The following is a 13,568-nucleotide window of genomic DNA, read 5'->3' on the forward strand; positions in this document are numbered from 1 at the left end:
TACCACCGGTAACGATTCTCACAGAGCTTGTAGGAGATAACTTACGCAGAACAGAGATCCATGTAGCGAAGTTGTCATATTAACTTTCGCGGACTAATCCCTGATTTGGACAACACAGAAGGACAGGAGATAACGCATGTTGGCTATCCCCTATAAGGCCATGGCAGCGCCCCTATAAACGTGCTCACCTGGGCACCCAACCGCTTGATCTACGGGCTTTCAGCCTGACATCGAGCGCGCACGACCGTTGCACGAACATCCTCAGATTAGAGGATCGGCTGCAAAACAGGGCAAGTCATAACAATAAGGCCTGGTTTCGCACACCTTGAGTGCACTTATTTAGACACTCGTAACTTACATGCCAACTCACGGCAGTGTTGCGCCTGTTAGCCGCACTTGCGAGTGCACTATGACCGCTGAACACCATTAACTCCGGCCATCTAATGGCTCGATAAAACACAGAGGTAATTGCGATGCGCATCAGCATATTTGGTTTGGGTTACGTTGGCGCAGTCTGTGCCGGTTGCCTGTCTGCACGGGGCCATGACGTCGTTGGCGTCGACGTTGCCAAAGACAAGATCGATATGATCAATGCCGGTAAATCACCGATTGTTGAACCGGGCCTGGGCGAACTTCTGGCCCAGGGTATCCAGACCGGTCGTCTGCGCGGTACTACCAACTTCGCCGAGGCGATTCGCGACACCGACCTGTCGATGATCTGCGTCGGCACGCCGAGCAAGAAGAACGGCGACCTGGAACTGAACTACATCGAAGCCGTGTGCCGCGAGATCGGTTTTGTCCTGCGTGACAAGACCACCCGCCACACCATCGTGGTGCGCAGCACCGTGTTGCCGGGCACCGTGGCCAACGTGGTCATCCCGATTCTCGAAGACTGTTCCGGCAAGAAGGCCGGTGTCGACTTCGGCGTTGCCGTGAACCCTGAGTTCCTGCGCGAAAGCACCGCCATCGCCGACTACGACCTTCCGCCAATGACCGTCATCGGCGAGTTCGACAAAGCCTCGGGGGACGTTCTGCAATCGCTTTACGAAGAGCTCGACGCGCCGATCATCCGTAAGGACATCGCCGTCGCCGAGATGATCAAGTACACCTGCAACGTGTGGCACGCCACCAAAGTGACCTTCGCCAACGAGATCGGCAACATCGCCAAGGCTGTTGGTGTCGACGGTCGCGAAGTGATGGACGTGGTTTGCCAGGACAAGACCCTGAACCTGTCCCAGTACTACATGCGTCCAGGCTTCGCCTTCGGCGGTTCCTGCCTGCCGAAGGACGTGCGTGCCCTGACCTACCGCGCCGGTTCGCTGGACGTGGAAGCACCGCTCCTCAACTCGCTGATGCGCAGTAACGAGTCCCAGGTGCAGAACGCCTTCGACATCGTTTCCAGCCACGACAAACGCAAAGTCGCCCTGCTGGGCCTGAGCTTCAAGGCCGGCACCGACGACCTGCGCGAAAGCCCGCTGGTTGACCTGGCGGAAATGCTGATCGGCAAGGGCTACGACCTGAGCATCTACGACAGCAACGTCGAGTACGCCCGTGTTCACGGCGCGAACAAGGACTACATCGAGTCGAAGATCCCGCACGTCTCGTCCTTGCTCAACTCCGACTTCGACGCGGTGATCAACAACTCCGACGTGATCATCCTCGGCAACCGTGACGAGAAATTCCGCGCCCTGGTCAAGGACGTCCCGCACGGCAAGCAAGTGATCGACCTGGTCGGCTTCATGTCCAAGGCCACCAGCGTGGCTGGCCGCACCGAAGGTATCTGCTGGTAAAGCAGCCGCAAGCTTCAAGCTCCAAGCCGCAAGTTCAAAGCGCCTCGCTCCAGGCTTGTCGCTTGGAGCTTGGGGCTTGCAACTGACTTTAGGATTCCGATTATGCACAGGCTAAAACACGGCCTACTCCAGGCCGCCGGTTGGCTGTTTTATCTCAGTTTACTGATGGGCATCGCCATGGCGTTGCCTGTGTCCACGTTCGACTCCGAGTCGAAGGACTTCATTTTCCTGATCGGTATCGTCGGTATCTGGCGCTACTCGATGGGTGCCACGCACTTTCTGCGCGGCATGCTGTTTCTGTACGTGGTCTACCCGCACCTGCGGCGCAAAGTGCGCAAGCTGGGCAAGGCGGCGGACCCGTCCCATGTATTTTTGATGGTCACCAGTTTTCGTATCGACGCGCTGACCACCGCGCAGGTCTATAGCTCGGTGATCCGCGAAGCGATCGACTGCGGCCTGCCGACCACCGTGGTCTGCTCCATCGTCGAAATGTCCGATGAGCTGCTGGTGAAAAGCCTGTGGAAGCGGATGAACCCGCCATCGCATGTGAAGCTCGACTTCGTGCGCATTCCCGGCACCGGCAAACGCGATGGCCTGGCCTACGGTTTCCGCGCCATCTCCCGTCACCTGCCGGATGACCGCGCCGTGGTCGCCGTGATCGATGGCGACACCGTGCTGGGCGAAGGTACGGTGCGCAAGACCGTGCCGTGGTTCCAGCTGTTCGGCAACGTTGGCGGCCTGACCACCAACGAGTTCTGCGAAGTGCGCGGCGGCTACATCATGAGCGAATGGCACAAGCTGCGTTTCGCCCAGCGTCACATCAACATGTGCTCGATGGCTTTGTCCAAGCGCGTGCTGACCATGACCGGGCGCATGTCGGTGTTCCGTGCCACCGTGGTCACCAACCCGGAATTCATCGCCGACGTGGAAAGCGACTCGCTGCAACACTGGCGCCTGGGTCGTTTCAAGTTCCTGACCGGCGACGACAAGTCGAGCTGGTTCAGCCTGATGCGCCTTGGCTACGACACCTTCTACGTGCCTGATGCCGCGATCAACACCGTTGAACACCCGCCGGAAAAGAGCTTCATCAAGGCCAGTCGCAAGCTGATGTTCCGCTGGTACGGCAACAACCTGCGGCAGAACTCCCGGGCCTTGGGCCTGGGCGTCAAACGCCTCGGTGCGTTCACTTCGGTGGTGCTGTTCGATCAGCGCGTGTCGATGTGGACCTCGCTGCTGGGCCTGACCGTAGCGATCATCGCCAGCTTCAAGTACGGCACCGCGTTCATCCTGGTGTACCTGCTGTGGATCGGCATCACCCGCCTGATCCTGACCCTGCTGCTGTCCTGCTCCGGTCACCGGATCGGCCCGGCCTATCCGGCGATTCTCTATTACAACCAGATCGTCGGCGCGCTGGTGAAGATCTACGTGTTCTTCCGCCTCGACCAACAGTCCTGGACTCGCCAACCCACTTCCCTGACCCGTGATCTCGCCAGCTTTCAACGTTGGTTCAACACCTGGTCGTCTCGGACCATGACCTTCTCCGCCGGCAGCATTTTTGTCGCCGTGCTGCTGATGATGGTCTGACCGCCCCTTATTGAATTAACAAGGAAATCGCCCCTATGAATACCGCCGTCAACGCCAACGTAGTGCATGAATCCGAAGCCCAGCGCCAACACGCCCGCGTGAAAATCCCGGCCAAACTGCGCTTCTTCGGTCCTGACCGTACGCCGGTCGAAGCCCGGGTCATCGACCTGTCCGCCGGTGGCCTGGCGTTCAACGCCGGTCAACTGCCGCTGAAGGTCGGCGAGGTGTACAAGGCCCGCCTGCAGTTCGTCATCGACAACCTCGGCCTGGCCATGGACGTCGAGTTGCAGATCCGCTCGTTCGATCGCCAGACCGGTCGCACCGGTTGCCAGTTCCAGAACCTGGAACCGCAAGACATCTCGACCCTGCGCCACCTGATCACCTCTCACCTGGCGGGCGACATCGTCAGCATTGGTGAAGTGCTGGCGACCCTGCAGCGCGACAACTTCACCAAGGCGCGCAAGATCAAGGACGGCGGCCACGGCATGAGCGCGTTCGGTCGCATGAAAGCCGTGACCTTCAGCCTCGGCGTTTTCGTCATCGGCCTGGCGGCATTCGGGTTCATCTTCAAATCGGTGTACGGCATGTACTTCGTCAGCCACGCCCAGGCCGGTCTGGTCAGCGTGCCGGGCGTGAACATCACCATGCCTCGCGACGGCACCGTGCAGAGCCTGGTGAAAGCCGACGGCGTCGCCGCCAAAGGCGCACCGCTGGCGACGTTCAGCACCAGCATGCTCGACGTACTCAAAGGTCACCTGGAAGACGATCAACTGTCCCCGGCCAAGGTTGAAGAACTGTTCGGCAAGCAAATGACCGGCACCCTGACTTCACCGTGCGATTGCACCGTGGCCCAACAAATGGTCGCCAACGGTCAGTACGCCAGCAAAGGCGACGTGATTTTCCAACTGGTGCCACGCAATACCGAAGCCAACGTTGAAGCGCGCTTCTCCTATCGCCAATTCGGCGACGTCCTGCCAGGCACCGCCGTGCGCTTCCAGATCGCCGGCGAAGACAAGACCCGCACCGGCAAGATTGTCAGCAGCACCAGCCTGAAAAGCGCCGACCTGTCTTCCGACATCCGCGTCTTGATCCAGCCTGACGAAGCGCTGGACAGCACCCTCGCCGGCCGCCCGGTAGAAGTGAACAGCGACCGTGGCCCGAACCTGAACTGGCTGATCGACAAAGCCATGGCTGCTGGTCTGTAACCGGAGGACATGCCCGTGACGACTCCAGATCTTGTGAACACACCACATCCCCTGTGGGAGCGGGCTTGCTCGCGAATGCGGTTCAACATTCAAAATCAATGCCGGCTGACACACAGCTTTCGCGAGCAAGCCCGCTCCCACATGGGGTCTCTGTGTGCAGTTGCATTGGCAGTCAGCCTCGCCGGCTGTGCCGGCCTGCCCGACCAACGCCTGGCCAACGAAGCGCTCAAGCGTGGCGACACCGCCACCGCAGCGGCGAACTATCAGCAACTGGCAGACCTGGGCTACAGCGAAGCCCAAGTCGGTCTGGCTGACATTCAAGTCGACAGCCGCGACCCGGCGCAGATGAAGCAGGCCGAGGCGACTTACCGCGCCGCCGCCAGCGTTTCACCTCGTGCCCAGGCGCGCCTCGGTCGCCTGCTGGTCGCCAAGCCCGGCTCCACCGAAGCCGAGCAGCACGAAGCCGAAACCCTGTTGAAGAAAGCCTCCGCCGCTGGCGAAGGCAACACCCTGATCCCGTTGGCGATGCTGTACCTGCAATACCCGCACAGCTTCCCCAACGTCGACGCACAGAAACAGATCAGCCAATGGCGCGCCGAAGGCAAGCCGGAAGCAGGTCTGGCGCAAGTGCTGCTTTATCGCACCCAAGGCACCTACGACCAGCACCTGGACGATGTGGAAAAGATCTGCAAAGCCGCGATCAACACCACCGATATCTGCTACGTCGAACTGGCCACGGTTTATCAGAAAAAAGCCCAGCCTGAACAACAGGCCGAGCTGATCAAACAGATGCAGGCCGGTCACGCTCGCGGCACTGTTTCCGCCCAACGCGTGGACAGCGTCGCCCGTGTGCTCGCCGATTCGACCCTCGGCACGCCCGACGAAAAAACCGCGCAATCGCTGCTCGAACCGATCGCTCCGGGCTACCCGGCGTCGTGGGTGACCCTCGCGCAACTGCTCTACGACTTCCCCGAACTGGGCGACGTCGACCAGATGATGAAGTACCTCGACAACGGCCGCGCCGCCGACCAGCCGCGCGCCGAGCTGTTGCTGGGCAAGCTCTACTACGAAGGCAAAATGGTCCCGGCCGACGCCAAGGTCGCCGAGGAACATTTCCAGAAAGCCGTCGGCCGCGAAGTCGCCGCCGATTACTACCTCGGCCAGATCTATCGCCGTGGTTACCTGGGCAAGGTCTATCCACAGAAGGCTCTGGATCATCTGCTGACCGCTGCGCGCAACGGTCAGAACAGCGCCGACTTCGCCATCGCCCAACTGTTCTCCCAAGGCAAAGGCACCAAGCCTGACCCGCTCAACGCTTACGTCTTCAGCCAACTGGCCAAGGCCCAGAACACCCCGCAAGCCACCGAGCTTGCGCAAACACTCGAAGCCCAACTGCCGCCTGCGCAGCTTGCCGAGGCCCAGCGCCTGTTGAAACAGGAACAGGCCGTTCGCGGCAACTTGAGCCAGAACGCGTTGCCATTGCACGCGCTGCAAGAAGAAGACGGTGAGGAAACCCTATGAAGTTGAATCCATTCATGAAGGCCGGCATCGGCCTGACGTTCGCGCTGATCTGGTCTTGCCCGACGCTCGCTGCGATGACTGAAGAAACCAAGAACTACGGCCTGGACGTGAAAATCACCGGCCAGTCCGAAGACGACCGCGACCTCGGCACCCAGGGCGGCGGCGACGTCAACGGCCTCGGTCTTGACCTGCGTCCTTGGGTCTACGGCGAAAGCGGCGCGTGGAGCGCCTACGCCATGGGTCAGGCGGTGACGTCCACCGACATCATCGAGACCGACACCCTGCAACAATCCGATGGTGCCGAAAACACCGATAACAATGATCGCGAAACCAAGAAAAACTACCTGGCGATGCGAGAGTTCTGGGTCGGCTACAGCGGCTTCACGCCTTACCCGGGCGAGGTCCTCAAGTTCGGTCGCCAACGCCTGCGCAACGACGACGGTCAATGGCGCGACACCAACATCGAAGCCTTGAACTGGACCTTCGACACCACCCTGCTGCGCGCCAACGTCGGTATCGCCGAACGCTTCAGCGAGTACCGCACCGACCTCAAGGAACTCGCGCCAGAGGATAAGGATCGCCTGCACGCCTACGCCGATGCGGCGTACCAGTGGACACCGGGCAACTGGGTCGGCATTCGCGGCCACCACACCCACGACGACGGCAAACTCGACTACGCAGAACCGGGCGTCGCGAGTGATTCGCTGGACAAGAAACAGAACGGCGACATCAGCTGGCTCGGCCTCACCGCCGACAGCGATGCCTACAACTGGCGCAACACCAATACCGTCAATTACTGGGGCAGCATCACCGGCATGAGCGGCGACCGCGACACGGTCAACCCGCTGAACGCCGATGGCACCGCACCCGCGCAAGCCAAACGCAGCGGCGATGTCGATGGCTGGGCCACCGACCTGGGTGTGCGCCTGCGCCTCGATCCGCAATGGCAGGTCGGTGCGGCCTACGCTCGCGCCAGCGAAGACTATGAACAGAACGGTCTGGAAAGTAACCGCTCGAACTACACCGGTACTCGCTCGCGGGTACACCGTTTCGGCGAAGCGTTCCGTGGCGAAATGAACAACATGCAATCGGCCACGCTGTTCGGTTCGTGGATGCTCAACGACGAGTACGACGCCAGCCTGATCTACCACAAGTTCTGGCGTGTCGACGGCAACAAGCCGGTCGGCAGCAACGGCATCGACGCGGTACAGAACAACACCGACGACGTCACCGGCGCGATCCTCTCCAGCACCTCCCTGCCGCTGAACGATGGCGAGAAAGACCTCGGTCAGGAAATGGACCTGGTGGTCACCAAGTACTTCAAGCAAGGCCTGTTGCCGGCATCGATGAGCCAGGCGATCGATGAGCCTTCGGCCCTGGTGCGCTTGCGTGGCGGCGTGTTCAAGCCGGGTGATGCGTACGGCAAGGAAGTCGATTCGTACATGCACCGCGCGTTCATCGACGTGATCTGGCGCTTCTGATGCACATTGCGAAGGGAGTCTCCCAGATGAATCATCAAGCCCGAAAAGGCTCGATCAGCCTGTTGGCCGGCGCGATGTTGCTGGCCAGTGCGACGGCCTTCGCCAATGTGGAGCCGGTTGCAAAACCGGCGACCGTGGCCAAGGAACTGCAACAGGCCAAGACCTACACCGTCAGCAGCGCACCGACCGCGCCGCTGGAGCTGGCCACGCCGAAATTGCCGGACATTTCCGGCTACACCGCCGAGGCCATCGCCGCGAAAATCGTGCGCAGCAAGGCCGGTAAGATCAGCGTGCGCCGGATGATGCAGGAAGACGCCCTGAAGGACTTCATCGGCGGCGACAACAAGATGGCCGAGTGGGTGGTGCGTCAGCACGGAATCCCGCAGGCGATCTTCGTCGACGACGGCTACATGAACCTCAAGGACCTGGCGAAGAAGCTGCCCAAGCAGTACTTCAGCGAAACCTCGCCGGGTGTGTTCCTGGCGAAATTGCCGATCGTGGTCGGCCGCCACGGCATCCTCGAAATCGACAAGCAGACTCAGGAGCTGCGCCTGTCCCAAGAGGCCGGTTCGTTCCTGGTCAACGACGGCCAGCTGTTTGTGCGTGACACGAAAATCACCGGCTGGCGCGAGAAGGACAACGGTCCGGCGACGTTCAAATCGCCCAAGGAGTTCCGTCCGTTCCTGCTGGCCTGGGGTGGCACCGAGACCTACATCGCCAACAGCAAGATGGCCAGTTTCGGCTACGCCAACAGTAAGTCCTACGGCGTGAGTATTTCCCAATACACGCCGAACATGGCCAAGGTGCTCAAGCGTCCTGAACCGACCGGCTGGATTGTCGGCTCCGAGTTCTCGGACATGTGGTACGGGTTCTACTGCTACGAAACCAGCAACTTCGTGGTCAAGGGCAACACCTACAAAGACAACATCGTCTACGGCATTGACCCGCATGACCGTTCCCACGGTCTGATCATCGCCGACAACACGGTGTTTGGTACCAAGAAGAAGCACGGGATCATTATTTCCCGTGAGGTCAACGACAGCTTCATCTTCAACAACCGCAGCTACGACAACAAGTTGTCGGGCCTGGTGATCGACCGTAACAGCGTGAACAACCTGATCGCTCACAACGAGATCTACCAGAACCACACCGACGGCATCACCCTCTACGAGAGTGCCGACAACCTGCTGTGGGGCAACAAAGTCGTCAGCAACCGCCGCCACGGCATTCGCATTCGTAACAGCGTGAACATTCGCCTCTACGAAAACATCGCCATGGCCAATGGCTTGACCGGTGTCTACGGCCACATCAAGGACCTGAGCGACACCGACCGCGACATCAAGCTCGATCCGTTCGACGCCCAGGTGTCGCTGATCGTGGTCGGCGGTGAACTGGCGGCCAACGGCAGCGGCCCGCTGTCCATCGACTCGCCGCTGAGCGTCGAGCTGTATCGCGTGTCCATGCTCGCCCCGACCAAATCCAGTGGCATCAGCTTCTCGGGGATTCTCGGCGAGCGCCAGGATGAAATTCTCGACCTGCTGGTGCGCCAGCAGAAAGCCGTGCTGATCGACCCTGTCGAACGCCAGACCGAAATGCGGGACTGAGGATAATTTTATGCACCCACACTTGATCAAATTACTCAGCCTGTCGGCCCTGACCGCCGGCATTCTCGCGGCCAGTACCGGCGCGCGTGCCGATGAAGTTCAAGCACCGAAGTTCAGCGCCGAACCGTGCTGCAGCCTGTGCCCCGCCGCCCACGACGCGAAGAATTACACCACGCGTTATCAGCAGAATTTCACCACGCTGGTGCAGGCTCAGGGCGACTGGTTGTTCCGTACGCAGGAAGACTTGCGCACCGAATTCGACACCACCCCGGCCGGCTACAAACGCATGAAGCAACTGCACGATGCGTTCAAGAGCAAAGGCGTGGAACTGGTTGTTGTTTACCAGCCAACGCGTGGCCTGGTGAACCGCAACAAGCTCAACCCGGCCGAGAAAGCCAGCTTCGATTTCGACAAGGCGCTGAAGAACTACAAGACCATGCTCGGCCGTTTCGCGCAGATGGGCTACGTGGTTCCGGACCTGTCGCCGCTGACCAACGAGCAACTGCCCGACACCCTGCCGGCCCACGATTTCTACTTCCGTGGCGACCAGCACTGGACGCCATATGGCGCCCAGCGCACGGCAAAAATCGTCGCCGAAAAGGTCAAGCAGATCCCGGCCTTCGCCGACATTCCCAAGCGTGAATTCGAGACCCATAAGTCGGGTCGCATGGGCAAGACCGGAACATTGCACAACATGGCCGGTCAACTCTGTGGCACCAGCTACGCGATCCAGTACATGGATCAATTCACCACAGAGCCGAAAGGCGAAGCAGGCGATGGCGATCTGTTCGGCGATTCCGGCAATCCGGAAATCACCCTGGTCGGCACCAGTCACAGTGGCAAGAACTACAACTTCGCCGGTTTCCTCGAAGAGGCCATCGGCGCCGACATTCTCAACGTGGCGTTCCCCGGCGGTGGCCTGGAAGGTTCGATGCTGCAGTACCTGGGCAGCGACGAGTTCCAGAAGAACCCGCCGAAGATTCTCATCTGGGAATTCTCGCCGCTGTATCGCCTCGACCAGGAAACCATCTACCGCCAGATGATGGCGCTGCTGGACAACGGCTGCGAAGGCAAGGATGCACAGATGTCCGGGAGCACCACCCTGAAGCCGGGCAAAAACGAATTGATGGTCAACAGCAAAAACCTGAACCTGCAAAACAGCAGTCACCAGGTCGACATCCGCTTCGCCGACACCTCGGTGAAAACCCTGCAAGCCACCCTCTGGTACATGAACGGTCGCCACGAGGACATCAAGATCGACAAACCGGAAACCTCCGACACTGACGGGCGTTTCGCCTTCGAGTTGCGCACGGACGAAGACTGGGCCTCGCAGAATCTGCTGGCCGTCGAAATCCAGGGTCCTGAAAAAACGGATGCCGCGCCACAGAAAGTCGAAGCGAAAATCTGCAAACGCAACGTATTCCCGAGCGCTGAGCAACGTACCGCTTCGGCCGGGCAATGAGGTCTGCTATGCGAAATCCGAAACTGAAAAACCTGTTGGCACCGACGCTTTTGAGCCTGGCGATGTTCGCCGGAGCGACACAAGCGGCTGCGCCACTGCGTCCACCACAAGGCTATTTCGCGCCGATCGAGAAAGTCAAAACCGGCGACAAGAACGAAGGCTGTGATGCGATGCCGACGCCGTACACCGGCTCGCTGCAATTTCGCAGCAAGTACGAAGGCTCGGACAAGGCCCGTTCGACCCTGAATGTGCAATCGGAAAAAGCCTTCCGCGACAGCACCGCCGACATCACCAAAATCGAGCGCGGTACCAGCAAGCGCGTGATGCAGTTCATGCGCGACGGTCGCCCGGAACAACTGGAATGCACGCTCAACTGGTTGACCGCGTGGGCCAAGGCCGATGCGTTGATGTCCAAGGACTTCAACCACACCGGCAAGTCGATGCGCAAATGGGCGTTGGGCAGCATGGCGTCTTCGTACATTCGCCTGAAGTTTTCCGACTCCCATCCGCTGGCCAACCATCAGCAAGAGTCGCAGCTGATCGAAGCCTGGTTCAGCAAGATGGCCGACCAAGTGGTCAGCGATTGGGACAACCTGCCGCTGGAAAAAACCAACAACCACTCGTACTGGGCTGCCTGGTCGGTGATGGCAACCTCCGTCGCCACCAACCGCCGCGACCTGTTCGACTGGGCCGTGAAGGAATACAAGGTCGGCGCCAATCAGGTGGACGCCCAGGGCTTTTTGCCCAACGAACTCAAGCGTCAACAACGGGCGCTGGCCTACCACAACTACGCCCTGCCGCCGCTGGCGATGATCGCCAGTTTCGCTCAGGTCAACGGTGTGGATCTGCGTCAGGAAAACAACGGTGCATTGAAGCGCCTGGGTGATCGCGTGCTGTCCGGGGTGAAAGACCCGGATGAGTTCGAAGAAAAGAATGGCAAGGAACAGGACATGACCGACCTGAAGGTCGACTCGAAATTCGCCTGGCTCGAACCGTTCTGCTCGCTCTACACCTGCGCGCCGGATGTGCTGGAGAAGAAGCATGAGATGCAACCGTTCAAGACCTTCCGTCTCGGCGGCGACCTGACCAAGGTCTACGACCCGGCGAATGAAAAGGGCAAGGGTTCTTAGCGCCAAACACCAAACCCTGTAGGAGCCGAGCTTGCTCGCGATGACTGAGTGTCAGTCGACATCTGTGTTGAATGTCAGACCGCAATCGCGAGCAAGCTCGGCTCCTACAGGGTCAGTGCAAGACTTGAGTTGAGTGATATGCCCCCTGGTTTTTCGTGGGGGGTTTGGGGGGGCCGTTGGCCCTTGACTGTTGGTTCAAACAAGGAGAGATCGGGATGGTTTTTTCGTCCAACGTGTTCCTGTTTTTGTTCTTGCCGATCTTTCTCGGCTTGTACTACCTGAGCGGGCAACGCTATCGCAATTTGCTGCTGCTGATTGCCAGCTACGTGTTCTACGCCTGGTGGCGTGTGGACTTCCTCGCACTGTTCGCAGCGGTCACGCTGTGGAACTACTGGATCGGCCTGAAAGTCGGCGCCGCGGGCGTGCGGACCAAACCGGCGCAGCGTTGGCTGCTGCTCGGCGTGGCCGTCGACCTGTGCATCCTCGGCTACTTCAAGTACGCCAACTTCGGTGTCGACAGCATCAACGCGATGATGACGTCGGTCGGTCTGGAACCGTTCATCCTGACCCACGTGCTGTTGCCGATCGGGATCTCGTTCTACATCTTCGAGTCGATCAGCTACATCATCGACGTCTACCGTGGTGACACCCCGGCGACCCGCAACCTGATCGACTTCGCGGCGTTCGTGGCGATCTTCCCGCACCTGATCGCCGGCCCCGTGCTGCGTTTCCGCGACCTGGCCGATCAGTTCAACAACCGCACTCACACCCTCGATAAATTCTCCGAGGGCTGCACGCGGTTCATGCAGGGTTTCATCAAGAAGGTCTTCATCGCCGACACCCTCGCGGTGGTGGCCGACCATTGCTTCGCCCTGCAAAACCCGACCACGGGTGATGCCTGGCTCGGCGCCCTCGCCTACACCGCGCAGTTGTATTTCGACTTCTCCGGTTACAGCGACATGGCCATCGGCTTGGGCTTGATGATGGGATTCCGCTTCATGGAAAACTTCAAGCAGCCGTACATCAGCCAGTCGATCACCGAGTTCTGGCGTCGCTGGCACATCAGCCTGTCGACCTGGTTGCGTGACTACCTGTACATCACGCTGGGCGGCAATCGAAAAGGCACGCTGACGACCTATCGCAACCTGTTCCTGACCATGCTGCTCGGTGGTCTGTGGCACGGCGCGAACATCACCTACATCGTCTGGGGTGCGTGGCACGGTATGTGGCTGGCGATTGAAAAAGCCCTCGGTCTGAACACCTCGCCGCGCAGCTTCAACCCGATCCGCTGGGCGCTGACCTTCCTGTTGGTCGTGATGGGCTGGGTGATCTTCCGCGCAGAAAACCTGCACGTCGCCGGTCGCATGTACGGCGCGATGTTCAGCTTCGGCGACTGGTCGCTGTCGGAACTCAACCAGGCCAGCCTCACCGGCCTGCAAGTGGCGACCCTGATCGTGGCTTACGTGACCCTGGCGTTCTTCGGTCTGCGCGACTTCTACAGCAATCAGCCGCCAGCCAAGACCAAGCCTGCGGTGAACGTCGACAGCGACGGCCCGGCTGCCAGCGAACCCGGCCTGATCAAAGCCGCGCCTGGGGATAACCCGGCGAGCATCCACCAGCCTGGCTACACCGTCGGCGTCGATGCCCAGGTGCAACCGGCCTACTGGACCGCTGACTGGTCGCGTTACGCAATGCGTGCGCTGGTGCTGCTGCTGTTCATCGCCTCGATTCTCAAACTCTCGGCGCAAAGCTTCTCGCCGTTCCTTTACTTCCAGTTCTGAGGGATCTGAC

The 13,568-nt window shown here is 60.1% G+C and carries 9 protein-coding genes; all 9 read left to right on the top strand.

All coding sequences use genetic code 11. The annotated features are described in order from the left end of the window. Positions 1-473: 473 nt before the first annotated feature. The 9 genes from V6Z53_RS27765 to V6Z53_RS27805 all read left to right on the top strand — a co-directional run bounded on the left by V6Z53_RS27765 (position 474) and on the right by V6Z53_RS27805 (position 13,558). Positions 474-1,790: a nucleotide sugar dehydrogenase gene (locus V6Z53_RS27765; protein ID WP_338582873.1), complete on the top strand. Its 1,317-nt coding sequence runs from the start codon at positions 474-476 to the stop codon at positions 1,788-1,790. A gap of 99 nt (positions 1,791-1,889) precedes the next feature. After that, positions 1,890-3,374, top strand: coding sequence for a mannuronan synthase (alg8, locus tag V6Z53_RS27770; protein ID WP_338586576.1), 1,485 nt, complete (start codon positions 1,890-1,892; stop codon positions 3,372-3,374). 35 nt (positions 3,375-3,409) lie between these two features. Beyond that, positions 3,410-4,579 (top strand): alginate biosynthesis protein Alg44, encoded by a 1,170-nt coding sequence (locus V6Z53_RS27775; protein WP_338582874.1) that lies wholly within the window; start codon positions 3,410-3,412, stop codon positions 4,577-4,579. 15 nt (positions 4,580-4,594) lie between these two features. Next, on the top strand, positions 4,595-6,100 hold the full coding sequence (gene algK, locus V6Z53_RS27780) for an alginate biosynthesis TPR repeat lipoprotein AlgK (RefSeq protein ID WP_338582876.1): 1,506 nt from the start codon (positions 4,595-4,597) through the stop codon (positions 6,098-6,100). Next, the gene (locus tag V6Z53_RS27785) at positions 6,097-7,581 is read left to right on the top strand and encodes an alginate export family protein (RefSeq protein WP_338582877.1); all 1,485 of its coding nucleotides are present in this window, start codon (positions 6,097-6,099) and stop codon (positions 7,579-7,581) included. The genes algK and V6Z53_RS27785 overlap by 4 nt, the downstream gene beginning before the upstream one ends. Positions 7,582-7,607: 26 nt before the next feature. Next, positions 7,608-9,185 carry a mannuronan 5-epimerase AlgG gene (gene algG / locus V6Z53_RS27790; protein ID WP_338582878.1) on the top strand — a complete coding sequence of 526 codons (1,578 nt, stop codon included), beginning with the start codon at positions 7,608-7,610 and terminating at the stop codon, positions 9,183-9,185. 10 nt (positions 9,186-9,195) lie between these two features. Continuing rightward, positions 9,196-10,647, top strand: a complete 1,452-nt coding sequence (locus tag V6Z53_RS27795; protein WP_338582880.1) for an alginate O-acetyltransferase — start codon at positions 9,196-9,198, stop codon at positions 10,645-10,647. 8 nt (positions 10,648-10,655) lie between these two features. Then, entirely contained in the window at positions 10,656-11,777 is a 1,122-nt protein-coding gene (locus tag V6Z53_RS27800; RefSeq protein WP_338582881.1) for a mannuronate-specific alginate lyase, read from the top strand. 215 nt (positions 11,778-11,992) lie between these two features. Further along, entirely contained in the window at positions 11,993-13,558 is a 1,566-nt protein-coding gene (locus V6Z53_RS27805; RefSeq protein ID WP_338582882.1) for an MBOAT family protein, read from the top strand. Positions 13,559-13,568 lie beyond the last annotated feature (10 nt).

Source organism: Pseudomonas sp. MAG733B (assembly GCF_036884845.1).
GTDB lineage: Bacteria > Pseudomonadota > Gammaproteobacteria > Pseudomonadales > Pseudomonadaceae > Aquipseudomonas.